Origin of the sequence: Vreelandella neptunia (genome assembly GCF_034479615.1) — a bacterium.
GTDB lineage: Bacteria > Pseudomonadota > Gammaproteobacteria > Pseudomonadales > Halomonadaceae > Vreelandella > Vreelandella neptunia.
This window is the reverse complement of record NZ_CP140255.1, coordinates 1,362,880-1,386,306: the sequence shown is the minus strand read 5'-3', so window position 1 is coordinate 1,386,306 and position 23,427 is coordinate 1,362,880. Positions and strand designations below refer to the sequence as shown.

19 protein-coding genes are annotated in these 23,427 nt (G+C 56.5%); 2 read left to right on the top strand and 17 right to left on the bottom strand.

The features are described 5' to 3' along the window. Nucleotides 1-27 precede the first annotated feature (27 nt). The 12 genes from ilvD to nrdR form a co-directional block, all read right to left on the bottom strand. The gene (gene ilvD, locus SR894_RS06300) at nucleotides 28-1,872 is read right to left on the bottom strand and encodes a dihydroxy-acid dehydratase (protein WP_223288232.1); all 1,845 of its coding nucleotides are present in this window, start codon (nucleotides 1,870-1,872) and stop codon (nucleotides 28-30) included. Nucleotides 1,873-2,079: 207 nt separating this feature from the next. Next, a complete protein-coding gene (locus SR894_RS06295; RefSeq protein ID WP_223288233.1) occupies nucleotides 2,080-4,287 on the bottom strand; it encodes a methyl-accepting chemotaxis protein in 2,208 nt (735 codons plus the stop codon). A gap of 158 nt (nucleotides 4,288-4,445) precedes the next feature. Next, nucleotides 4,446-6,611 carry a methyl-accepting chemotaxis protein gene (locus tag SR894_RS06290; protein WP_133730283.1) on the bottom strand — a complete coding sequence of 722 codons (2,166 nt, stop codon included), beginning with the start codon at nucleotides 6,609-6,611 and terminating at the stop codon, nucleotides 4,446-4,448. A gap of 161 nt (nucleotides 6,612-6,772) precedes the next feature. Continuing rightward, a complete protein-coding gene (gene lon / locus SR894_RS06285; RefSeq protein ID WP_133730282.1) occupies nucleotides 6,773-9,328 on the bottom strand; it encodes an endopeptidase La in 2,556 nt (851 codons plus the stop codon). 115 nt (nucleotides 9,329-9,443) lie between these two features. Next, nucleotides 9,444-10,700 (bottom strand): DUF945 family protein, encoded by a 1,257-nt coding sequence (locus SR894_RS06280; RefSeq protein WP_133730281.1) that lies wholly within the window; start codon nucleotides 10,698-10,700, stop codon nucleotides 9,444-9,446. 71 nt (nucleotides 10,701-10,771) lie between these two features. Next, nucleotides 10,772-11,245: a phosphatidylglycerophosphatase A family protein gene (locus SR894_RS06275; RefSeq protein ID WP_133730280.1), complete on the bottom strand. Its 474-nt coding sequence runs from the start codon at nucleotides 11,243-11,245 to the stop codon at nucleotides 10,772-10,774. Next, nucleotides 11,242-12,231, bottom strand: coding sequence for a thiamine-phosphate kinase (thiL, locus tag SR894_RS06270; protein WP_133730279.1), 990 nt, complete (start codon nucleotides 12,229-12,231; stop codon nucleotides 11,242-11,244). Before thiL ends, SR894_RS06275 begins: the two co-directional genes overlap by 4 nt. A 36-nt stretch (nucleotides 12,232-12,267) precedes the next feature. Continuing rightward, nucleotides 12,268-12,762: a transcription antitermination factor NusB gene (gene nusB / locus SR894_RS06265; RefSeq protein ID WP_007114491.1), complete on the bottom strand. Its 495-nt coding sequence runs from the start codon at nucleotides 12,760-12,762 to the stop codon at nucleotides 12,268-12,270. Continuing rightward, the gene (ribH, locus tag SR894_RS06260) at nucleotides 12,759-13,247 is read right to left on the bottom strand and encodes a 6,7-dimethyl-8-ribityllumazine synthase (RefSeq protein WP_133730278.1); all 489 of its coding nucleotides are present in this window, start codon (nucleotides 13,245-13,247) and stop codon (nucleotides 12,759-12,761) included. The genes nusB and ribH overlap by 4 nt, the downstream gene beginning before the upstream one ends. Then, nucleotides 13,247-14,431 (bottom strand): bifunctional 3,4-dihydroxy-2-butanone-4-phosphate synthase/GTP cyclohydrolase II, encoded by a 1,185-nt coding sequence (gene ribBA / locus SR894_RS06255; protein ID WP_133730277.1) that lies wholly within the window; start codon nucleotides 14,429-14,431, stop codon nucleotides 13,247-13,249. Before ribBA ends, ribH begins: the two co-directional genes overlap by 1 nt. A gap of 72 nt (nucleotides 14,432-14,503) precedes the next feature. Continuing rightward, nucleotides 14,504-15,688, bottom strand: coding sequence for a bifunctional diaminohydroxyphosphoribosylaminopyrimidine deaminase/5-amino-6-(5-phosphoribosylamino)uracil reductase RibD (ribD, locus tag SR894_RS06250; protein WP_133730276.1), 1,185 nt, complete (start codon nucleotides 15,686-15,688; stop codon nucleotides 14,504-14,506). Beyond that, entirely contained in the window at nucleotides 15,685-16,176 is a 492-nt protein-coding gene (nrdR, locus tag SR894_RS06245; protein WP_133730275.1) for a transcriptional regulator NrdR, read from the bottom strand. Before nrdR ends, ribD begins: the two co-directional genes overlap by 4 nt. A gap of 211 nt (nucleotides 16,177-16,387) precedes the next feature. Here nrdR and SR894_RS06240 point away from each other — a divergent pair, with 211 nt between their 5' ends. Beyond that, a complete protein-coding gene (locus SR894_RS06240) occupies nucleotides 16,388-18,178 on the top strand; it encodes a sugar phosphorylase (protein ID WP_223288234.1) in 1,791 nt (596 codons plus the stop codon). A gap of 189 nt (nucleotides 18,179-18,367) precedes the next feature. Continuing rightward, nucleotides 18,368-19,150, top strand: a complete 783-nt coding sequence (gene dsbG, locus SR894_RS06235; protein WP_223288235.1) for a thiol:disulfide interchange protein DsbG — start codon at nucleotides 18,368-18,370, stop codon at nucleotides 19,148-19,150. 426 nt (nucleotides 19,151-19,576) lie between these two features. Here the strand turns inward: dsbG and SR894_RS06230 are convergent, their stop codons facing one another. The 5 genes from SR894_RS06230 to SR894_RS06210 are packed head-to-tail and all read right to left on the bottom strand — an operon-like array spanning nucleotide 19,577 to nucleotide 23,300. Beyond that, on the bottom strand, nucleotides 19,577-20,593 hold the full coding sequence (locus SR894_RS06230; RefSeq protein ID WP_223288236.1) for a c-type cytochrome: 1,017 nt from the start codon (nucleotides 20,591-20,593) through the stop codon (nucleotides 19,577-19,579). Then, a complete protein-coding gene (locus SR894_RS06225; RefSeq protein ID WP_246638125.1) occupies nucleotides 20,590-20,934 on the bottom strand; it encodes a c-type cytochrome in 345 nt (114 codons plus the stop codon). Before SR894_RS06225 ends, SR894_RS06230 begins: the two co-directional genes overlap by 4 nt. Continuing rightward, nucleotides 20,935-21,255, bottom strand: coding sequence for a c-type cytochrome (locus tag SR894_RS06220; protein WP_246638126.1), 321 nt, complete (start codon nucleotides 21,253-21,255; stop codon nucleotides 20,935-20,937). It abuts the gene before it with no gap. Nucleotides 21,256-21,282: 27 nt separating this feature from the next. Then, the gene (locus SR894_RS06215; protein WP_223288237.1) at nucleotides 21,283-22,602 is read right to left on the bottom strand and encodes an ATP-binding protein; all 1,320 of its coding nucleotides are present in this window, start codon (nucleotides 22,600-22,602) and stop codon (nucleotides 21,283-21,285) included. After that, nucleotides 22,599-23,300: a response regulator gene (locus SR894_RS06210; protein ID WP_223288238.1), complete on the bottom strand. Its 702-nt coding sequence runs from the start codon at nucleotides 23,298-23,300 to the stop codon at nucleotides 22,599-22,601. Before SR894_RS06210 ends, SR894_RS06215 begins: the two co-directional genes overlap by 4 nt. Nucleotides 23,301-23,427 lie beyond the last annotated feature (127 nt).

Below are 23,427 nucleotides of genomic sequence, written 5' to 3'. Positions count from 1 at the left end.
GGCTGATTGTGTGTTTCAGTGCATGTATCAGTCGAGCTTGCTTAGATCCCGAACAGCCCCTTTGTCAGCGGAGGTCGCCAACAGCGCATAGGCTTTAAGTGCCGGGGTTATCTTACGTGGACGCTGTTCAGCAGGCTTCCAGGCAGTGGCGCCTTTGGCTTCCATCGCTTCTCGGCGGGCCGCCAGTTCAGCATCCGTCAGTTTGACGTTGATCGCCCGGTTTGGGATATCGATACGGATCAGGTCGCCCTGCTCGATTAGTCCAATCGCGCCGCCCGCCGCTGCTTCAGGAGAAACATGGCCAATAGAGAGCCCTGAGGTGCCGCCAGAGAAGCGCCCGTCGGTCAGTAGCGCGCAAGCTTTACCCAATCCTTTGGATTTGAGATAGGACGTCGGGTAGAGCATCTCCTGCATACCGGGGCCACCTTTCGGCCCTTCGTAGCGAATCACAACCACATCACCCTCTTTGACTTTATCCGCCAGCACATCGGCGACCGCCTGATCCTGGGACTCCACCACATGGGCGGGGCCTTCAAAGACCAGAATCGAGTCATCGACCCCGGCGGTTTTGACCACGCAGCCATCCAGCGCGATATTGCCGTAGAGCACGGCTAAGCCGCCCTGCTGAGAGAAGGCGTGCTCAAGGTCGCGAATACAGCCGGTGGCGCGGTCACCATCCAAGCTCGGCCAGCGGGCACTTTGGGAAAATGCCGTTTGGGTCGGTACACCGCCGGGGCCTGCTTTAAAGAACTCAACCACCTCAGCGCTTGGCGAGCGCATGATATCCCACTCATCCAGCGCTTCTTTTAAGCTATCGCCATACACAGTGGGCACAGACGTATCCAGCACTCCGGCACGATCCAGCTCCCCCAGAATGGCCATAATGCCGCCTGCACGGTGGACGTCTTCGATATGGTACTTCTGGGTATTGGGCGCTACTTTGCAGAGCTGGGGTACTTCACGAGAGAGGCGGTCAATATCCGACATGGTGAAGTCAACTTCGGCTTCCTGGGCCGCCGCCAGGAAGTGCAAAATGGTGTTGGTCGAGCCGCCCATGGCGATATCCAGGGTCATAGCGTTTTTGAACGCTGCCTTGGAGGCAATGGCGCGAGGCAACAGGTGCGCCTCATCGCCTTCGTAATAGCGCTTAGCCAGCTCGACAATACGATGGCCAGCAGTTTCAAACAGGCGACGACGATCAGAGTGCGTCGCCAGCACGGTGCCGTTGCCAGGCAAGGCCAGGCCCAGCGCTTCGGTTAAGCAGTTCATTGAGTTGGCGGTAAACATGCCTGAACAACTGCCGCAGGTAGGGCAGGCGCTGCGCTCTACTTCTGCCAGGGTGTCATCATCCACGCTGTCGTCGGCGGCCATCACCATGGCATCGACTAAATCTAAACCATGGTTGAGCAGCTTGGTTTTACCCGCTTCCATGGGGCCGCCGGAAACAAAGATCACCGGAATATTGAGACGCAACGCGGCCATCAGCATCCCGGGGGTAATCTTGTCGCAGTTGGAAATACACACCAGCGCATCGGCGCAGTGGGCGTTACACATATACTCAACGCTGTCGGCGATCAGGTCGCGGCTGGGCAGCGAGTAGAGCATGCCATCGTGGCCCATGGCGATACCGTCGTCCACCGCAATGGTATTGAACTCTTTGGCGACGCCCCCGGCCTTCTCAATCTCCCGTGCCACCAGTTGGCCCATATCTTTTAAGTGGACATGGCCCGGCACAAACTGGGTAAAGGAGTTGGCTACCGCAATAATCGGCTTTTGAAAGTCGCCGTCTTGCATACCAGTGGCGCGCCATAGCGCGCGGGCACCGGCCATATTGCGACCGGCGGTGGTGGTACGTGAGCGATACTCTGGCATGGCTTCCTCTACTCTCTAATAATAGCTAGGCTCTATTTTTTATTAACCCACAGCACCTAAAGCCGCGGGCTAGGCTAATGCTGAAAAATATCAGTGTTTTTTGATTGTGGCATGAGCAATGCGCAGAGACTAGATGTAGAGGCTTGATGAAGAGGCTAAATAGAGAGATTCGATGGCGAGTGAAGCGCCCTCCATGGCGCCGATTTCTCAGAAGGTCGCCCACGCCTCTTCGGCTGGCTGGGCTTGGGCAGTACGCTGCGGCAAGGAGCTCTGGGCCGACGCTAATGCCTGGGCAGCTGCCGCTACTGATAGCGAGGAACCAAGCCCTGCTTGTTTGAGCAAGCGCTCACGCGCCGTCTCGCTGCTCTCTTCGGCGGCGCCCTCTAAGCGGAAGGCGGCGATCACATTGGCCAGGCTTAGTGCTTCGCGGGTGAGATCTTGAGCGGCGCTGGAAATTGACTGCACTTTGGAGGCATTCTGCTGGGTGACATGATCCATCTCCGCGACGGCAGTATTGATTTGCGCGATACCGTTGCTCTGCTCACCGGAGGCGGTGCTAATCTCTTCCATGATATCGCTGACTTTCATCACCTGGGTAACGACCTGTTCAATAGCGGCTTCGGCCTCTTTTACCGCCTGGGCACCCCCACTGATCTCCTGGGAGGAGGCGTCGATCAAGCGGCGAATTTCACCGGCGGCATCGGCGCTGCGACCGGCTAAATTACGCACTTCGTTAGCCACTACCGCAAAGCCACGCCCCTGCTCGCCAGCCCGTGCCGCTTCAACCGAGGCATTCAATGCCAGAATATTGGTTTGAAATGCGATGCCGTCGATGACGCTAATGATGTCGGTCATCTTATCGGCGCTGGCAGCGATACGCTCCATCCGCTCCACTAGCGCCTGCATACGCTCGCCGGTTTCACGGCTGGTGGTGGCGTTTTGCATGGCCAACTGATTGGCCTGACGGGCGTTTTCGCTGTTTTGCTGCACGGTCGCCGTCATTTGATCCATGCTAGAAGCAGTTTGCTGCAGCGAGGAGGCCTGCTGCTCAGTGCGCGATGCCAGCTCCTCATTCTGCTGTTTGATATGCTCAGATGCTGGGGTCACCACATCGACTTTGCTGCCCACCTCGGTGATCAACCCCGACAAGCTAGCGCGCATGGTTTCCAGCGAACTCAACAGCTCGCCCAACTCGTCACTACGCTTTAAGGTCACTCGGTTGGCGAGGTTACCCGCGGCAATTTGGAACGTTACCCGGCGCGCCTCGTTGAGCGATTTAATCATCGATTTGAGTACCGCCATGCTTAGCCCCACCATTAACACAATACCCAGCAACAGGACGCCCAACTGACCATATAGTAATACCTGTTGCTGCTGTTCGGCATTTTCCATTAGCGTATGCGCGGCGGCTCGTTCCTGTTCAACCAATACGTTGATAGTGGCACTAATACTTTCAGAGGTGGGCTGCACGTTGTCATTAAAGGCTTCAAAGGCGGCAAAGCCGTTGCCATCCTGAATAGCCGTCAGGGTGATAGCGGCGTTTTCAATAAAGGTGGTGATATGAGCCGTTAACCCCTCTTGCACACCGCCGGTTTCGCGCGCTGCAGTATAGCCTTGCCACGATTGCTCAATGTTGGCACTCATGGCGGCTAATTGGCTTTCAAGGGCATCAAGATCCGCTCGCCTCGGGTTGCGTACCGCAGGCTCTAGCGCCTGGGTCGCTTGACTAACCCGCTGGTCAATCTGCTGAAGATCGGAAATGCCTTCAAGGCCAGTTTGATTGAGGGTGCGCAATCGCTCAGCGGAACTGGTTAAGCCATACACCCCCGCCGCCCCTGCGATGACTAATAAAACCACTGAAGCCAGCACCATGCCCATTAGTTTGGCCTGCATACTGCTGAAACTAAAACGCTTTGCCCAACCGCGCAGCCCAGTGTGGCGTATTGCACCAAAATGGAGCTTGAAACCACGGGTTTTGCCCTGTTGCATAGCAGCGTATACCCGCTCTGCCCGGGCAATGGCTAGACCTTCCGCTTTGCGCCGAATAGAGGTATAGCCCACCACACGGTCACCATCGAGCAGCGGCGCGACGGTGGTATGCATCCAATACGCTTCGCCAGAGTGACGGCGATTCTTGATCAGCCCCTGCCAGGTTTTACCGGCTTCAATGGTTTCCCACAGGTTCTGAAATACCGCTTTGGGCATGCTGGGGTGGCGGAACAGGCTATGGGGTTCTCCCATGATCTCGTCCAGCGTGTAGCCACTCACCTCCACGAAGGTTTGATTGGCGTAGGTGATTCTGCCCTGCAAATCCGAGCGCGAGATAAGCACTTCATCATCAGCCAACTCGTATAAGCTGGATGATGTTTGCCTCGATACTGATTGCGTAGATGTTGCCTGTTTAGCACTGCGCATTGAGAACCCCTACTTTTTTATTGAAGGCTTACGCCATCATTAGAATAAGATTAGGGGCGATGCATAAAGCATGCCACCGCGAAGGGTGGCATGTAGTGAAAGGAATGGAGGAAAATCAGCTATCTATATCCCATTAGAACCGTAATGCCCGATGAGCGCTAAAACTCTTCCCACTGGTCGGTACGGGGCTGCGCTGAGGATGACTTAGCACGCTGCTCGGAAGGGGCTGGCAAACTGCGGGCAGCTTTGCTGAGTGCCTGGTTAGCGCGCTGCAACTTGGCCCGCGCCTCTTTAATGCTCTCATCTCTAGCGCCTTCCAAACGGAACGCATCGACCACGTTGGCGAGCTCAAACGCTTCAAGGGAGAGGTTATCGGCTGAGGCCGCAATCGACTGAACTTTGGAGGCGTTCTGCTGGGTCACAGTATCCATTTCGGCAATCGCCGAGTTAATTTGACCGATCCCACTACTCTGCTCGCTGGACGCAGTGCTGATCGACTCCATCAGTTCACTGACCCTACTCACCTGTTGAGAGACCTCCTCGATCGCCCGCTCTGCCTGTTCCACTGCGCTTCGACCACCGCTGACCTCCTGGGTAGTGCTATCGATCATCTTGCGGATTTCCTGAGCGGCATCGGCGCTGCGTCCGGCTAGATTGCGCACTTCGCTGGCGACGACCGCAAAGCCGCGACCATGCTCGCCCGCACGAGCGGCTTCTACCGAGGCGTTGAGTGCCAAAATATTGGTTTGAAAAGCAATCCCGTCGATCACGCTGATCATCTCGGTCATCTTTTCAGCACTCTGGGCGATACGCTGCATACGTTCCACCAGTTGCTGCATCTGTTTCCCCGTTTCCCGGGTGCTGGCCGTGTTTTGCACCGCCAGGTCAGTGGCTTGGCGGGCATTATCGGTATTTTGCTGAACCGTCGAGGTCATCTCCTCCATGCTCGACGCCGTTTGTTGAAGCGACGACGCCTGCTGCTCCGTACGTGAAGAGAGCTCCTCATTTTCAGCGGCTATCTGCTGAATCGCCGGGGTGACCACCGAAACGCGGCTCTCAACATCGCCCACAATGCTAGAGAGGCTAAAGCGCATGGTGTCCAGGGAGTAGAGCAACTCGCCCAGTTCATCGTTGGCTTGGCGACGTTCACGGGCAGCCAGGTTACCCGCGGCAATTTGGAAAGTGATATACCGCGCGCCCGACAAACTGCGAAACACGGATTTTAGAATCATCACGCTTAGGGCAATCATGACTAAAAAGCCGACTGCCAGCAGCACCAACTGTGCTATTAACAGCTGTTGACGACCGTCTTGCGCCTGAGTGACCAGCGCTTCAGCATCGGCGCGCACCTGTTCGACCAGGTTACTGTTCATCTCGCGCAGAGATTCAGTGGTCGGCACCACGATGTCATTAAAGGCTTCAAAGGCCGCAAATCCATTGCCCTCTTGAATCGCCACCAGGGTAGTTTGCACCGCTGAGCTCCAGGTACTCAGCGCACTATCAAAGGCTTGAGCAGTCTCATCAGTGATAACTTCATCTACAAAGTAGCCCGACCAAAGTGTTTGAATAGCATCAGTATATTCGCCAATATCTGCGTTGACTGCCTCCAGGTCAGCGCGGCGTGGGCTTCGCACTGCGGGCTCAAGCGTTTCAATCGTTTGACCAATGTAGCGCTCGACATGCTGCAGCGAGGCGACTTCGCCCAATCCTGAATGATTAATAGTTTCCAGTCTTTCGCCAGAAACCATAACCGCGTACACACCCAAACCACCTGAAAAAGATAGCAGTAGAAGCGATGCCACTACCATACTGATGAGCCTGGCTTTCAAGCTGGTGAACTGAAAGCGCGTCAGCATGCCGGTCAAGCCTTTACGTCGCAGCGTGCCATGGGCTAACGCGTAGTGGCGGGATTTTCCCTTTTCGCGGATTTCAGCGTAGATTTTTTCTGCTTGGGCGATCGCTTTTGGCATTGCTTTTCGGCGCACGGAGGTGTAGCCAACGATCCGCTCTCCGTCCCGGAGTGGCGCCACGGTGGCATTTACCCAGTAGTGATCGCCATTTTTACGTCGGTTTTTGACAACCCCTTGCCAAGTTTCCCCAGCCTGAATAGTTTTCCAGAAGTCCTTATAGGCAGCTTCAGGCATATCAGGATGACGAAGAAGATTATGGGGAGAGCCGATGAGTTCTTCACGGCTATAGCCACTGATCTCAACAAAGGTAGGATTGGCATAGGTAACGTTGCCTTTTAAATCCGAACGAGAAATGAGCACCGCCTCATCTTTCAGAACGTATTCACGCTGTGTCACAGGTTGGTTATTGCGCATAGAACCCCCAAAAAATAACTTATACTTAATTTCTTATAGCCATGCGCTATTATCGACATAGTTTTAATTTTGCCCTAGTGAACAAATGTAAAAAAAACGCCTTACTTATGTAAGACGCTTAAAAGGGTTAAAAAAAGCTTGCTAAAAATAAAATCAACGCTTTATTTTCGGCCAAACACTACATCCGCCACATCGCGGTAGCGCTTGGCAAAGTGCACCGTCACGCCCTCTTTTAAGTACTCCGGCAATTCTTCGTAATCGCGCTTATTGGCATCGGGAAGAATTAATTCAAAGATATCGCTGCGGCGGGCAGCAATGACTTTTTCACGAATACCGCCAACGGGCAGCACTTGTCCAGTTAACGTCAGTTCGCCGGTCATCGCCAAAGGTCGATCAATCGCATGGTGCTTGGCCAGTGACAGCAGTGCAGTGGTCATGGTCACACCCGCCGAGGGGCCATCTTTCGGCGTGGCGCCCTCGGGAACGTGCAAATGCACAAACGCCGAGTCAAAGAAGTCTGCATCGGCGCCATACTCCTGCAGGTGGCCCAGGGTATAGCTGTAAGCGATATTAGCCGACTCCTGCATCACTTCGCCCAACTTCCCGGTCAGCTTGAAGCCACGATCCAGAGAGTGAACTTTGCCCGCTTCTATGGGTAGCGTTGCGCCGCCCATGGAAGTCCACGCCAAGCCGGTCACCACCCCTTCGCCGGTGAGCACTTTTTCCTTACGGAAGATCGGCGCACCCAAGAACTCCTCAAGGTTCTTAACCGATATCTTGATCGTTTCGGGCTCCTCTTCGAGCAGCTTAACGGCGGATTTACGCACAATGCGATGCAGCTGCTTCTCCAGTTGGCGCACCCCCGCTTCCCGGGCGTAGCCTTCAATGACCTGTTTCAAGGCAGCATCGGACAGGCTGATACGCTTTTTCGTCAGGTTGTCGCGCTTGAGCAGCTTCGGCCATAGGTGGTGCTTGGCAATCGCCAGTTTCTCTTCGGCGATATAGCCGGAAAGACGGATCTGCTCCATGCGATCGAGCAGTGGCCCAGGAATCGAATCCAGGGTGTTGGCGGTGCATATAAACAGCACCTTGGAGAGATCCATGCGCACATCGAGATAATGATCGAGGAAGTCAACATTCTGCTCAGGATCAAGCACTTCTAGCAGCGCCGAGGCGGGATCGCCCTGGAAGGACTGCCCTAGCTTGTCGATCTCATCCAGCATGATAACGGGGTTTTCGACCTCGACTTCCTTAAAGGCCTGCACCAACTTGCCGGGCATAGCGCCCACATAGGTACGCCGATGGCCTTTAATTTCCGCCTCATCGCGCATGCCGCCCACAGAGAAGCGGTAAAACTGACGCCCCAGGGCTTCAGCAATCGAACGCCCAATGGAGGTTTTACCTACCCCTGGCGGGCCGACCAACAGCACAATCGAGCCACCTACGTCGCCTTTAAACTTGCCCTCGGCCAGAAATTCGATAATGCGCTCTTTAACGTCTTTCAAACCGTCGTGGTCGCGATCCAACACCTGGCGGGCATGGGGTAGATCCAACTGATCCTGGCTGGTGACGCCCCAGGGCAGCGAGGTTAGCCAATCCAGATAGTTACGCGTGGTGCCATACTCTGGCGAACCGGTTTCCAACACGCTGAGCTTATTGAGCTCATCCTCGATACGCGATTGAACGCGTTCGGGAACCACCAGCGACTCCAAACGCGCTCGAAAGGTATCTACATCGTTTTCGCGATCATCCTTGGAGATACCCAATTCACGCTGGATCACCTTGAGCTGCTCACGCAGGAAGAACTCGCGCTGGCGATCCTGCATTTGCGCGTTTACCTGCTCGCTGATTTCGCCCTGTAGCAGCGCCACATCGATCTCTTTACGCAGCAGCGGTAGCACCTTCTGCATCCGCTCTTCTACCGACAGTGTCGCCAACACATCCTGAAGCTCGGGGCCCTTGGCGGAGGTAATCGCGGCGGCAAAGTCGGTCAACGGGCCCGGCTGATGCGGACTAAAACGGTTGAGGTAGTGCTTGAGTTCTTCCCCATACAGCGGATTAATCGGCAGCAGTTCTTTAATGCCGTTAATGATCGCCATGGCGTAGGCACGGGTCTCTTCATTCTCCGCGTCAACCGGCTCTTTAGGGTAGGTAACTTCGACAAGGTAAGGCGGCTCTTTGGAGAGCCAGCGGGTAATTTTGAAACGCTGAAGGCCCTGGGCGATAAACTGAATCTGATCGTCTTCGCCCTTGAGTTTGTGCACTTTGACCGCGGTACCGATCTCCGGGAAACCTTCATGATCCAGGGAGGTAACGCCCTGCTCGCCGACAAAGGCAACACCTAGGGTGTGGTGCGGCGTGTTGCCCACGCGGCGCATGGTCTCTTCCCAGCGCTCGCGATTAACCACCAGCGGCTGTACCTGGGCAGGAAAGAATGGCCGATTATGAATAGGCAGCAGGTAAATACGCTCAGGAAGCATTTCACTGGCAGGAACCAGGGAGTTTACCCGCTCGCCGTCTGAGCGGTAATCATTGCCACCCTGATGGTTACCCTGCTCTTGAGCACTCTTTTCAGCACTCCCATTAATGCTCTTTTCACTACTACCTTCACTACCGGTGGCTTCACTACTAGGAGCGTCGTCAGTAGTGGATGATTGCTCGTCATCAAGTTGCCAATCAAGATCTTCAGCGTCGCGTTCGTAATCCTGGTCGCTCATGCGTCCTCCAATGAACCGATACCGGCGGTGACAACCGCCTAGCGTTGTTCATGGAATGCGGGCAGTGCGCCGAAACTTCAACCCTTCACGAGTAGAACAGTCGGTTTAATAACGCTTATTCAGGCCAAAGTTCGGGCATCGGGCGCCCATTAACACGCCACACGCCGCGCACCACATCGAACTGCAGTTCACGAGTGCCAAGCGGGAGCCCTAACCATAGCGCGGCGACGGTGGGCGCTTCATGCCAGGTGAAGTCACCATCAATACGCTCCAGCCATTTTGCCTGCTCTTGCTCTTTATCGAGGTCAACTACGCTAAGCTCATCTAGCTGGCGGGCATCAAAAAACAGCGCGCCATCCGCATCCAGACGAATACCTAACAACGGACTTTCGATGGCAACGGTCATGACATCTAAACGCGGCGAGTCGCTAAGCACTTTACGCAGATCAGGTTCAAGACGGGCCAACAACCCCTCGGCCATGGGTAGACTAGCGTCTCCCCAGGCGGCTTCCTGGCGCAAACGGCGTATCACTTCGCGCACTGCATCGGCATTCAGGCGGGAAAGCTCCATCTCTATACGACCACTGAGCAGCGGCATGTCCGGCGCTTCAGAAGGCACCATCACATCGCCTATTTCTAGGTCACCTTTAATACGTAGCTCGCTCTCATCCAGCACCATATGGCTATTCAGGTCGAGGGGTGAGAGCTGAATATCATAGGAGGGGTAGCTAAGCGTCAGCGTATCAATATGCAGATGGTCGCGTTGAGCAAAGTGGTAAGCATCATCAATATAGGTATAGCGGCTTTCGAGCACAGTGGGGCCTACCGCAAGCTGGGCCATCCCATCAATAAGGGTGAGTTGATCAAACAGCGCGCGTAGTCGCCAATCACCAAACACCCCTTCCAAGCGCAGCCGACCGCCGCGCACGGCTAGCTCACGACCATTTTGTTGAATAACGAAGGGAGCAAGGGCAAGGCGCAGTTCGCTATGACCACTCAGGGTATGGTAGCGCCCTTGCCAGCGCGGCACAGATGGAGCAGAGACTTCACCCACAGCTTGCTGTAACACGGTATCGAGGCGGGGTAACACAGTGCCTTCGACGTCCGTGCTTAAAATGCCGTGTCGCGCGCGATAGGTAAGCTCAAGGCGCCAGGGGCGGCCCAGCAGCGGGGACAGAATCAGCCTACCCTGGGAACTTAGCCAACCCTGACGACTCTCTGTACGGTTGACCCGCCACTCCCCCCGCGCCTCCAGGTCTTCGAGCGCTTGGCGCAGGCTGCGCTCAAACAGCACGCTGGAGAGAAGCTGCGCTGCCATCCACACGACGGCTATGATCGCCAGTGTGGGGACAATCAGACGTTCCTTGCGCATGCTACCTCCTTGAAGCCAACGCGCTCGAAAAAGTTATCCACCGCTTCTGCTCTCTCACCACTTATTCCAGTTTAGTGCAGCCAGAACCAGAGGTGCATAGTACTCCAGGCGTAGACCCCTGCCATCACGTCATCGATCATGATGCCAAATCCGCCCGCCACGCGGCGATCAGCCCAACGGATGGGCCAGGGCTTAAAGACATCAAAGATGCGGAATACGATAAAACCCCATAACGCAGCCTCCCAAGAAAAAGGCACCGCCGCCATCGTCAGCCAGTACCCCACAAACTCATCCCATACAATGCCGGAGTGATCGTGCACCCCTAAATCATGGGACGTTTTATCACATAGCCAAACACCGACAATGAAGGTGACAAAACAAATGCTCAGGTACCACCCCAGGGGCAATTCCGCCATCATCCAGTAGAACGGAATTGCCGCTAGCGTGCCAAAAGTACCCGGTGCCCAAGGCACAGTACCGCTACCTAAGCCGAAGGCAAAAAAATGTGTTGGGCGACGCCAGACACTTTTCGGTGCACGATTCATGGCGCTTCCCCACTAAAATGCTGCCAGCCAGCATAACCACTTAAATCACTTTGATCAGAAGCACTAACGCCCAACGTTTCACTACAGCGGCCGATAACGGTCAGCGAGAGGCCCAGTGGCACCAAACGCTGCTGCGCCTCGGCGACGTCGTCAGCGCCCAGCGTAACCAGCAGTTCGTAATCATCTCCGCCGGAAAGCGCCGCTTTTAGCGCAGCTTCCCGCCCTAGCGTGCTTTCCAGCTCGTCCGCTAGTGGTAGTGCATCTAACGCAATGATGGCTCCTACCTGCGAGGCCTCGCGAAGATGCGCCAAATCAGCCAGCAGCCCATCGGAAATATCCAGTGCAGCGGTGGCCAGGCCTCGTAGCGCCAAACCCGCCGCTAAGCGCGGTTGGGGCAATAGGTAGCGACTCAACAACGGATGCGAAAGGTCACGCTCGCCCTGCTGCCAAAGCGCCAGCCCCCCTGCCCCACCGCCTAACGCACCGGTGACGGCAATCAAGTCACCCGCCTGGGCACCGCCGCGGGTTAACGCTTCACCTACCGGTACCTCGCCCATCACAGTAACGCCTATGGAAAGCGCACCGGAAGTGACGTCGCCTCCCACCAGCGTAGTGGCGTGCTGTTGGCTAAGGGCATGAAAGCCCTGTGCATAGTCGGCCAGCCAGGCTTCGGTCGCTTCATCATCGGCAAATTGGCGCTGATCCAGGGTTAACGCCATTAAGCACCAGCGTGAAGTCGCCCCCATGGCGGCCAAATCGCTCAGAGCAACGGCCAAGGCACGATGACCCACCGCGAATGCCGGGGCTTCGCGGGGAAAGTGTACATCCACTACCGAGGTATCAACGCTTACGACCAGCTGTTGGCCTGCTTGCGGTACCAGTAGCGTGGCGTCGTCACCACATCCCAGTGTGACACCATTTGACGCGGTCGACGCCTCCTGCGACGACATAAAGTAGCGTCGAATCAAATCAAATTCGGCAAGCACAAAGGCCCCTTAAACGCTGTGTCATACCGCTCGCGTTCAGAGACGGCGAGCGCTGACCTCGGCACTGCGCAAGCGAATCGCCAGCTTGTCGAGAATGCCGTTCACGTATTTATGGCCGTCGGTGGCGCCAAATGACTTAGCCAGCTCAACGCCTTCGTTAATCACTACACGATAGGGTACTTCCATCCGGCGGGAAAGCTCGTAAGCGCCCAACCGTAGAATGGCCAACTCTACCGCATCAAGATCTTCTAAGCGGCGGTCTAGCAGGGGGGAGATCTCACGATCCAGTTCAGCTTTGAAACGCACGGTGTTGTGGAGGAGTTCGTGAAACAGTGCTTTGTCAGCAATCTCCATCACCTTCACCCAGTTTTCGTGATCTTCAAGGTCGTCATCGGCGACCTGGCTACGAAACTCGGCTTCAATGGTGGTGATGGATTTACCCGTCATGTGCCACTGATAAAGCCCCTGCACCGTTAACTCACGCGCCGCGTGACGGCCCTGCTGAGCAGCAGAGGGTTTACGCTCGCTCATTGGGTATCTCCTGACGGCAGCGCGCGGAGCAGAGAAACCATTTCCATGGCGGCCATGGCAGCTTCGGTGCCCTTATTTCCGGCTTTGGTACCCGCGCGCTCAATCGCCTGTTCGATGGTTTCAACGGTTAACACGCCGTTAGCCACCGGCGTATCAAACTCAAGCTGCAGGTGATTAATCGCCGTATTGCAGCCGCCCGCCACGTATTCAAAATGCGGTGTGCCACCGCGAATGACCGCACCCAGGGCAATCACTGCATCGGGCTTCATCACCTTTAGTACACGCTTCACCGCCAGTGGGAGTTCCCAGGCGCCCGGCACGTGAACGATATGAATATGTTCTGCGTCTACGCCATGGCGGGTCAAACTGTCGACGGCGCCTTCCACAAGACTATCCACCACGTGATGGTTAAAACGGCCGACCACGATGACATAGTGGCCATCAACGTCAACAAAGGTACCTTCAACTTGAGTGAGGGAGTGCATCAATTTAATCCTGCTGATTCGTCCTGCTGAGAAATTGGCTCATACGCCGTGTCATTTGGGCCCAAACGCTCTACGACTTCAAGATCAAAGCCGGACAGCGCCGAAAACTTCCACGGTGAACTAAGTAATCGCATTTTACCTACGCCTAAATAGCGCAGAATCTGGGAACCGGTGCCGATGGTTAGGTAGTTACCGGCACCGTCGGAATCACTGGTACGCGGCTGGCGCACGCGATCCAAAAAGATATCCAGCTGGTCTTTCAAATCCTGGTGCGGGCGACCATCGTCAATCAACACAAACACGCCTGGCGCGGCACCGGCAATCTCTTCCAACGCGCGGTGGGCATCCCAGCGGCACTGCTCGCCTTTCATTAAGCCCATTACGTCACGCAGCGTATCGGCAAGATGCACACGCACCGTGGTGGCCTGTTCCGGCGTGGGTTGACCATTGACCAGCGCCAAATGATGGGCGCCCTGGATACGGTCGCGGAACACGTGCAGCGCAAGCTCGCCATGGGAAGTCATTACCGTTGACGCTTCCAGATGATCGATGGTCTGCTCATTGACGATACGGTAATGAATCAGATCCGCGATGGTGCCGACTTTAATGCCGTGCTCTTGGGCGAACGCCTCTAGCTCCGGGCGTCGCGCCATGCTGCCATCATCATTCATGATCTCGCAGATTACACCGCTAGGGTCACAGCCTGCCAGTGCTGCCAAATCACACGCCGCCTCAGTGTGCCCGGCACGACGCAGCACGCCACCCGGCTCTGCCATCAACGGAAAGATATGGCCTGGCTGAACGATATCGGAGGGTTTTGCATGAGGTGCTACGGCAGCTTGCACTGTGCGCGCTCGATCCGCTGCAGAAATGCCGGTAGTGACACCTTCGGTTGCCTCAATGGAGAGGGTAAATTTAGTGCCAAAACCGGAACCGTTATCGCGCACCATTAGCGGCAGATTAAGCTGCTCGCAACGGGCGCGCGTCATCGGCATACAGATCAAGCCGCGGGCGAAACGAGCCATAAAGTTGATATGCTCAGCCTGCACTTTTTCGGCAGCCATGATGATATCACCTTCATTTTCGCGATCCTCATCGTCCATGAGAATCACCATTTTGCCCTGGCGGATATCGTCCACCAGCTCGGCGATAGGGGCTAAGCCTCTAGAGGAGGGGTGCGCCATGGAATCTCCAATTAATGTAGTCACGAACGGTTATCGCGAAAGTGTCGCGTGAGTTAGTCATGATTTTGCGCGTCAGGTTACCTTGCTCTCACTAAATTCGCCAGATGGGCCAGTTTCGCTAGTCGCCTGAGGGGAAGCGATAATGCGCCAGTCGCGCCCCACCGCTCGCATATCGTGAATGGTTAACCGCCGCTGATCGGCCATACGTGAGAGCCCTGGCAGCGCAAAAAGCGGCCGTGCTTCGCCACCTAGCAGTGTGGGGGCAACGAACAGCTGCAGCTCATCGACCAGCGCCGCATCGAGCATAGCGCCCGCCAGCGTTGCACCGGTTTCCACCAGCAATTCGTTGACCTGCTCATTTTCGGCTAACCACTGCAGCATTACCACCAAGTCGATACGGCCATCGCTACCGGCGGGCAACACCTGCACTTCAGCGCCCGCCTCGGTTAGCCGTTCACGCTTCTCTTCCGAGTGATCTGGCGTAGCGATCACTAGCGTACGCCCAGGCTCGCTTAAACAGGCCGCCGCCAGGGGTAACCGCAAGTGGGTATCTAAAATCACCCGTAGGGGCTGGCGGCGAACCACTTCGTCAGCGTTGTCGAGCTGTAGCTGCTCTGCTCGTAGCGTCAGCCGAGAGTCATCCATAATCAGCGACTCCACGCCGCTTAATATTGCGCTGGAACGCGCCCGTAGCCGCTGTACCTGAGTACGCGCTTCTGGCCCGGTAATCCACTGGGACTCCCCCGACCCCATGGCGGTACGACCGTCTAAACTCATTGCCATTTTCAGGCGCACAAAGGGGCGCTGTTGGGTCATGCGAGCAATAAAGCCGGGATTCAGCACGCGCGCTTCAATCTCCAACAATCCCACTGCCACCTCAATACCCGCCTCCTCAAGCAGACGAATACCACGGCCACTCACTTGCGGGTTGGGATCCACCATGGCAATCACCACCCGCGACACCTTCGCTTCCTGGAGCGCCACCGCGCAAGGGCCGGTGCGGCCTATGTGAGAGCAGGGCTCCAGGGTAACGTAGGCGGTCGCGCCCTGGGCTTGCTCACCCGCATCATTCAAGGCGTTGATTTCGGCGTGGGGTTCACCGGCACGCAAGTGAAAGCCTTCGCCGACAATTTGCTCATCGCGCACAATCACACAGCCGACCCGCGGGTTGGGATCCGTGGTGTATAAACCTTTTTGCGCCAGCTGCAGCGCCCGCGCCATATAGCGATGGTCTGCTTGGCTAAAGGCACCGCTCATTGTGACGACTCGCTGCCTTGGCTCGGTCGTGAAGAGGGCTCTTGTGACAGCCGATCAATCTCAGCACGAAACTCATCCAGATCCTGAAACTTGCGATATACCGAGGCAAAGCGAATATAGGCGACGTGATCGAGGGTTTTAAGCGCTTGCATGACCGACTCACCAATATCGCGGGCGTTGATCTCACGATCACCCCGGGCGCGTAGGGTTTGACGAATGCGCTCCACCGCCGCTTCAATGGCTTCAGCACTGACCGGGCGCTTCTCCAGGGCACGCAGCATACCTGCCCGCAATTTGGCTTCATTAAAGCTCTCGCGGGAGCCATCGGACTTCACCACCCGCGGCATGACCAATTCAGCGGTCTCGTAGGTGGTGAAGCGCTCTTGGCAGCTCGCACACTGGCGGCGACGGCGTACCTGGTCACCATCGGCTACCAGTCGCGAATCTGTCACTCGAGTATCATTTGCACCACAAAAAGGGCAATGCATGGCGGTCAACCTATTGTCAGCTCGTGTCGGCGTGCCGCACGAGTTAGCGTGTTATAACCTGTCAATGTGTGTGCTATTAATAGCGTTTTAGCAGCAGCAACTGCCATAAGCTAATGTAGCTTAGCGTTTAAACGCGATATCAACCTCGCATTGTAACGATTTGGCACACAAGCTGCAGCGTTTGTGGCAGATTGTTTATCAGGAGCACCCCATGCCCACCTTTGAGCAGACCGTCCACGATACATTTTCAAATACCGTTCATGACTACCTCAGCCACCTTTACGGGCCCCGGGCGGGGGAAGTGCAGCGCCGCTTAAACCAGCGTCTAGAGCATTTTAAGTCGCTTGCTCCGTTTTCACCCAACCCCGTCGGAGCCAGCTCTAAAAACGCACCATCTTGGAGCGAAAAAGATCAGTGGGTGATCAGCTACGGCGACTCCATTATTGAAGATAATGTGCCGCCGTTGGCAGTGCTTAGCGACTTCCTTCAAGCGCGGTTGGGCGATCGCATCAGCGGCGTACATGTACTGCCCTTCTTTCCCTGGAGCAGCGACGACGGTTTTTCGGTAATCCACTACCGGGAAGTGAACCCCGACCTTGGTGATTGGTCACATATCCGCGAGCTCGCCAGTCATTACGATTTAATGGCCGACCTGGTGCTCAACCACGTTTCACGGGAGTCCCTCTGGTTCGTGGATTACCTGAGCGGCAGCCTGCCCGGCCGCGACTACTTTATCGAAGTCGATCCAGAGACCGATGTCTCCCAGGTGGTGCGGCCGCGCAGCAGTCCGCTGCTGGTGCCCGTTTCAACCCGGCGCGGTACCCGCTACCTGTGGGCGACATTCTCAGAAGACCAGCTTGACCTGAACTTTGAAAATCCGGATGTACTGCTGGAGTTCGTGGGTATCTTGCTGTTCTACCTGGAGCAAGGCACGCGGATTGTACGTTTGGATGCGGTGGCCTTTCTGTGGAAGCGGTTGGGCACCTCCTGCATTCATCTGCCGGAAACCCATACTGTGGTGCGGCTGCTAAGGGCGATTGTGGATCATGTGGCCCCCGGCACGCTGTTGATTACCGAAACCAATGTGCCACACCAGGAAAACATCAGTTATTTTGGTTTAAATCGGCTACCCGCGGGGGCGCCCGACGAAGCCCATATGGTGTATCAGTTTGCCCTTCCCCCGCTGCTGCTGCACACCCTCACCCGGGGCGAAGCGAGCACCTTGCAAACATGGCTTGCCAGCCTTCCGGTACTCCCCGACCAATGCACCTACCTTAATTTTACCGCCAGCCACGATGGCATTGGCGTGCGTCCCTTGGAAGGTTTATTGCCTGACCACGAGCGTGATGCCCTGCTGGAGCTGATGCACAAATTCGGCGGTTTTGTCAGCATGCGTAGCAACCCCGATGGCAGCGATACGCCCTACGAGATCAATATCACCTGGTTTGAAGCCATGCGTGGCACCCGCCGTGGCCCCGACCCGTGGCAGGTTGCGCGCTTTCTATGCAGCCAGGCGATTATGCTGAGTTTGCAGGGTATCCCCGCGCTGTATATTCACACGCTAACGGGCACGCTCAACGACGTTGAGGGGGTTGAGCGCAGTGGGCGGCTACGCTCGATCAACCGTCGGCGCTGGCAGCGTAGCGAGCTAGACCTGCTGTTAGATAGCCCTTCAACGCCCACCCACGATGTCTTCCATGCGTTAAACCGGCTATTAGACCAGCGCCGTCAGGAACCCTGCTTTCACCCCAATGCCGCCCAGCGGGTGTTGGTCTCGGCACCGGAACTGCTGGCGGTAGAACGCGGCCCACTGCATGACGGCCGCCGTTTACTGGCGCTGTACAACGTCACCGATCTGCCGCTCCCCTTAGAGAACGTAGGCGATGCAGTCACCCAGGCACTTGAGAATCACGCATGGCAAGCGCTTGACCCTGGTAACCCCTGGAGCGCCGAAGGTGCGCTGCCGCCTTACGCCGTACGCTGGTTAGTGGCTGATCGTTAATACCGTCGAGAAGCCTAAAGCTTCAAAAACCGCCAATTGCGACATATCGCCCCAGGTATAAAACACCTAATCCCTAAATAATGTCGTGCTGTGACAATACCAGCACAGCATTATTCTAGGGATTGCCAGTGTTAAGATAGCGGTTATTAAATCTCTAGCCTCTCACTCTGATTCAAACAAGGCGCTGCAATGCACTTAAAACGTCACCCTGTCATAAGCGGTTTTCTCCTGATGGCAGGATTGGTGGGCACCTCTGCGATCGCTGCCGACGAGCTCCCCGCCCCCATCCAGGCACTGGCCGATCAAGGCTTAGAGATTCATGGCCAATTCGAAGCCCCCGGCGGGTTGCGCGGCTACGGCGCCAGCGTGCAGGGCCAGGACATGGCGATTTACCTGACACCAGATGGCGAGCACGCCGTCGTGGGTACGCTAATGGATAGCGAGGGTAATGACCTTACCGAAGCGCAGTTGGATGAGCATGTACGGGCACCGCTAGAGGAACAAACCTGGCAGCTATTAAGCGAAAGCCACTGGATTCAAGATGGCAACGTTGATGCTCCCCGGGTGATTTACACCTTCACGGACGCCAACTGCCCCTACTGCCGCCAGCTTTGGCAAGACGTTCGCCCCTGGGTGGAAGCAGGTAAGGTGCAGCTACGTCATATCATGGTCGGTATCTTAGCGCCCGACAGCCCTGGAAAAGCAGCCGCTCTACTCGGCGCCGACGATCCGGCAGCGACGCTGCATGCCCATGAAAGTGGCCAGCAGGAAATCGAAGCCAGCGCCCAACCGAGGGAAATTGAAGAACAGGTGTATACCAATAACCAGCTGTTCGAGGAGCTGGGGCTGTATGCCACCCCCACCTCGGTTTTTCAGCGGGAAACAGAGAACGGCAACGTGCGTCTTGACCGCATTCAAGGTATGCCCAGTGATGAGCGGCTGATCGAGATGATGGGTAGCGAAGCGCCGTAATCATCGCGAGCTAAAGCTCCCTCCCCCACATCAACCAGCTAACACTAAACCATAAGCCACTTGTAGGAGGGCACTTCCAGCGCGCGAAGGGGGGCCGCAGGCCCCCCTTAGGTTAAGCGAGCGAAGCACCTGAACAGTCGCGAGCTAAAGCTCCCTCCCACTACTGACTTTGGGCACCGGGGCAGTTGTCTATTGTGGAAGGGCGCTTCTAGCGCGCGAAGGGTGCCGCTGGCGCCCCTTAGTGTCTTCCGGCTGGAAGCCAAAATGGTCGCGAGCTAAAGCTGCCTCCCATCGCTAGCTTTTTGCACCAGGGCAGTTGCCTATTGTAGGAGGGCGCTTCCAGCGCGCGAAGGGGCCGGAAGGCCCCTTGAGGTCAAGCTAGCTAGAAGACCAAACCTTGTGAACTGTATGCTCTTTCCCTTATTGCTACTCCTCGGAAAGGTTTTCAAACCTCGGCATCCCGACGTTCCAGGGTTTAATGTCGCCCTTCTCCCCAAAGTTGTCGTGGTCACCGAGTACATGGCCATCGTGTTCACGGGTTTGCCCGTACAGTGAGCGGTTATGGAAGGTCGGGCCGAAGCGCTCCGCTGTATCGGCGACATCGCCCGTATAGCGGGGGTCTTGGGGGCGCTCTTGGCTGTTTATGTAGTAAGCAATATCCCAGGCGTCTTGATCGCTGAGCGACCGCGGCTGACCAAGCGGCATATTTTGGTAAATAAAGCCCGCCATGGTTTCTACTCGCGCGATCCCCGCGCCCCAATTATTTGAGCCGTCGCCCCAAGGGGCTGGAAATACGTATTCGCCGTTTTCATAGTGGCCAGAGCCATCGTTCTGATGGCATATCGAACAATTTTGCTGGTAAGCCGCTTCGCCTCTAGCGTAGTCGGGCTCTTCAGCTGGCTCATCCGGCGCGGGGAAGCCACGCCCATAGATCGGTTTGTCTGGATACATCGGCGCACCGGTGGCCAGCCACTGATGGTAGGCGCTCAGCGCCAGCATTTCATCGCTGCCATACTCCGGTGGCACGCCGTTCATGGAGTAAGCAAAGCAGCCTGCGATACGCTCTTCCAGGTTATTCACATGCTGATTCTTACCACGGAAATCCGGCAGCGTGATAGCCGCGGCCCACACTGGCGCACTGAACGGCACCCGCCCTTCGCCCAAATGACAGCTAGAGCAGTTCATATCATTGAACACGTTCTCACCACGCAACTGCTGCGTATTGGTGAATAGATCATGCCCATAGCGGATGACTTTCTTCAGCTCCGGATGAAGTTCGGAATTCTCAAGGTCTTCCATGGTGGGGGGCTCGTGTACCAGCATATTCAGCGCAGCATCTGGGCGCTCTTCCGGCTGGGCAAAAACCGTGGCCGTATAAACGGTACCGAACCCAAGCGAGCAGCCGGTCAGCGTTATGACGAGGGAGCGACGACAGATGATCATTGTGCTGTCTCCTGTTCTTCTGAACCGGGTTGCGTGGCATACCAGGCAGACACCGCCTGAATGTCGTTATCGCTCATGCGTTTGGCAATGGCCCCCATGAGATTCTGCGGGTCGTTGCTGCGCGTCTCGTTTTTCCACGCCGTCAACTGAGCGCTGATATAGCCAGCATGCTGGCTGGCGACACCTGGGAAGGTACTGCCAACGCCCGTACCACCGGGCCCGTGGCAGCTTTGGCAGGAAACAATGTAAGCGTTCCAATCGCCGCGTTCGGCAAGCTGTTGCCCCCGCGCCAGCAGCGCTTCTTCGGCCTCATCGCCGCCTTGCCCCGGCGTTACCGGCATTTAGCTATAGTATTCGGCAACATCGGCTATCTGCTGATCGTCGAGCATATTGGCAAACGTCACCATGGTCGCGTTTTGACGCTGCCCGGCTTTAAAGTCGTGCAACTGCTTAGCGATATAGTCGGCATTCAGCCCGGCTAAGCGCGGCCATGACTCACCGTTGGGCACATTCATACCGCTGCCATCGGCCTGATGACAGGCTGTGCAGGTCGCCGCTGCAGCCTGGCCTCGCTCCGCGTCACCCTGCTGCGCCAGCGCGCCTCCGGTGACTAAGCTAATCCCTATCAGCAGGCCAAACCTGCTTAAGCATTTTTTATTCATCTCGGTTTCTCCCTTGCGTTATCGTTGTCAGCTACCCGCCACTGGCACCACCAGGCGGGCGGTAAAACCACCTTCAGCAGGGCTGACAAACGTCACTTCGCCACCAAAGCGTTCGGCGATAGCTGCCACAATGGCTAACCCCAGCCCACTGCCCTGCTGTTTACTGGCGCGCCAGAATCGTTGCGTTAATTGTTCAAGCGTCGCGCCATCAACACCTGGGCCTTGGTCGCTAACGCTAAAGGTAAGATGACGCTCCCCTGGCTCCCACTGCGCACCAAAGGTAACGGGGGCATCGGCGGGCCCATGGCTAATAGCGTTATCGAGCAGATTACGCAGCGCGGTGATAGCCAGTTCGCGGGGCATCGCAAGAGCGACATCAGGCCAATGGGGCGGGACTATAAAGCGGGCTGATGTGTCGTGTTGGCTATCCGCCAGGGCGTGTTCTGCCACATCCGCAACGCGGCTAGCCTCACCATCATCAAAGCGCACACGCCCCTCTACACGGGCCAGCGTGAGCAGTTGGTCAAGGGTTGAGCTCAACCGCACCACGCCCTCTTCAGCATAGTTGAGCGATGTTATTGCGGCCTGACCTTCGACCCGGCGAGCCACTTGCAGGTGGGTTTTGATCGCAGTAAGCGGTGTGCGCAGTTCGTGGGCGGCATCGTTGGTAAAGCGCTGCTCACGGATAATGGTTTGCTGTACGCGCGCCAAGAGCGCATTAAGGGTTTCAATAAGTGGCCGTATCTCTTTGGGTAGGCCGTAGGTGGCGACCGGGGCCAGCGCATCAGGGTGGCGATGAGCCAGCGATTCGCGCAGCCGTGTTAGCGGTGCTAAGCCACGCCAAACCCCCAGCCAAAGCGCAAACATGCTGCCCACCAGCGCTACGATAAAGGGCACCACGGTCATGCGTATAACGCCGCTAAGCAGCATATCGCGCTCATCCATACGATCAGCGGTGGTAATCACAATGCCACCGCGCTCGTAGGTAAATACCCGCCAGGTCACGTCGCCTGCCTGGCGATAAGTGTGGCCGCCCTCTCCCGGGGCGAGAATAGCGTCCATATCGGCATGGGTGCGCGCCATGATTTCGCCTTGGGGCGAGTGCACTTGGCAGGCCAGCCCCTCAATGGGCGGAATAGACAGCACTGGATGCTCGGCATCCTCCCATACGTCAAACGGCAGCTGCAGGACTAACCCGGCCACCATTCTTGCCGACTGCGCTAAGCGCTGATCCAGGGTTTCCACAAACTTCTCTTCCAGGTCGCGCATCAGCCACGCCGCCGCCACACCCCAGAGCAGTGCCAGCGTTAACCCCAGAGTCAGCAGCAAGCGCGCGCGTAAACTCATAGCTGCCCCTTGTAGGGCGTACCAGCCGCATGTACCGCTTCGGGTTTGCCCAACCGATAGCCAAGCCCGCGCACTGTTTCAATCACGCCGCTGCCCAGCTTGCGACGCAGATGGTGGATATGCACATTCAGCGCATTGCTCTCAACATCGTCGTTCATACCGTAAAGGCTATCTTTGAGTTGGTCGGCTGACAGGACGCTGCGTGGCGATTGCAGGAAGGTTTCAAGCAGCACCAGCTCCCGGCGAGACAGCATAATCAGCTGTTCATCGACGTAGACCTCCCGAGCCGTTGGATCTAAGCAGAGTGCGCCGTGGGCAATCAGGCCGCTGCTGCGCCCTGCTACCCGGCGAAGCAAAGCGTGCAAACGCGCTACCAACTCATCTAAATCGAAAGGTTTCACCAGATAGTCATCGGCGCCGCCCTGCAGTCCATCCACCCGGTCACGCACCGCATCCCTAGCGGTTAACACCAGCACGGGAACGTCGTTACCCTGCTCACGCCACTCGGCCAGCAATTGAAGACCATCGCCATCGGGCAATCCGCGATCAAGAATGACCACATCACTGGCCACCGTTCGCATCGCCTGACGGGCAGCGTTCACCGTAGAGACGTGATCAACCACGAAATCGAAGGTCATTAATCCAGCGCGTATACCCGAAGCAACCAGCGGGTCATCTTCAATCAACAAGACGTGCATAGCGGTTTCCTATTTATTACCCATCAGCATGGCTGACGGGCATTAACCCAGCGTTAAGACAAATAAAAACGCCCTTGCCGTGATGGCAAGGGCGTAAGCATGGCAATCGCCGAATAAGGACGAATGG

Excerpts from the sequence above, each read along its gene's own strand:
- ilvD (WP_223288232.1), bottom strand. The coding sequence starts at position 1,872 with ATGCCAGAGTATCGCTCACGTACCACCACCGCCGGTCGCAATATGGCC.
- SR894_RS06295 (WP_223288233.1), bottom strand. The coding sequence starts at position 4,287 with ATGCGCAGTGCTAAACAGGCAACATCTACGCAATCAGTATCGAGGCAA.
- SR894_RS06290 (WP_133730283.1), bottom strand. The coding sequence starts at position 6,611 with ATGCGCAATAACCAACCTGTGACACAGCGTGAATACGTTCTGAAAGAT.
- lon (WP_133730282.1), bottom strand. The coding sequence starts at position 9,328 with ATGAGCGACCAGGATTACGAACGCGACGCTGAAGATCTTGATTGGCAA.
- SR894_RS06280 (WP_133730281.1), bottom strand. The coding sequence starts at position 10,700 with ATGCGCAAGGAACGTCTGATTGTCCCCACACTGGCGATCATAGCCGTC.
- SR894_RS06275 (WP_133730280.1), bottom strand. The coding sequence starts at position 11,245 with ATGAATCGTGCACCGAAAAGTGTCTGGCGTCGCCCAACACATTTTTTT.
- nusB (WP_007114491.1), bottom strand. The coding sequence starts at position 12,762 with ATGAGCGAGCGTAAACCCTCTGCTGCTCAGCAGGGCCGTCACGCGGCG.
- ribH (WP_133730278.1), bottom strand. The coding sequence starts at position 13,247 with ATGCACTCCCTCACTCAAGTTGAAGGTACCTTTGTTGACGTTGATGGC.
- ribBA (WP_133730277.1), bottom strand. The coding sequence starts at position 14,431 with ATGGCGCACCCCTCCTCTAGAGGCTTAGCCCCTATCGCCGAGCTGGTG.
- ribD (WP_133730276.1), bottom strand. The coding sequence starts at position 15,688 with ATGAGCGGTGCCTTTAGCCAAGCAGACCATCGCTATATGGCGCGGGCG.
- nrdR (WP_133730275.1), bottom strand. The coding sequence starts at position 16,176 with ATGCATTGCCCTTTTTGTGGTGCAAATGATACTCGAGTGACAGATTCG.
- SR894_RS06240 (WP_223288234.1), top strand. The coding sequence starts at position 16,388 with ATGCCCACCTTTGAGCAGACCGTCCACGATACATTTTCAAATACCGTT.
- dsbG (WP_223288235.1), top strand. The coding sequence starts at position 18,368 with ATGCACTTAAAACGTCACCCTGTCATAAGCGGTTTTCTCCTGATGGCA.
- SR894_RS06230 (WP_223288236.1), bottom strand. The coding sequence starts at position 20,593 with ATGATCATCTGTCGTCGCTCCCTCGTCATAACGCTGACCGGCTGCTCG.
- SR894_RS06225 (WP_246638125.1), bottom strand. The coding sequence starts at position 20,934 with ATGCCGGTAACGCCGGGGCAAGGCGGCGATGAGGCCGAAGAAGCGCTG.
- SR894_RS06220 (WP_246638126.1), bottom strand. The coding sequence starts at position 21,255 with ATGAATAAAAAATGCTTAAGCAGGTTTGGCCTGCTGATAGGGATTAGC.
- SR894_RS06215 (WP_223288237.1), bottom strand. The coding sequence starts at position 22,602 with ATGAGTTTACGCGCGCGCTTGCTGCTGACTCTGGGGTTAACGCTGGCA.
- SR894_RS06210 (WP_223288238.1), bottom strand. The coding sequence starts at position 23,300 with ATGCACGTCTTGTTGATTGAAGATGACCCGCTGGTTGCTTCGGGTATA.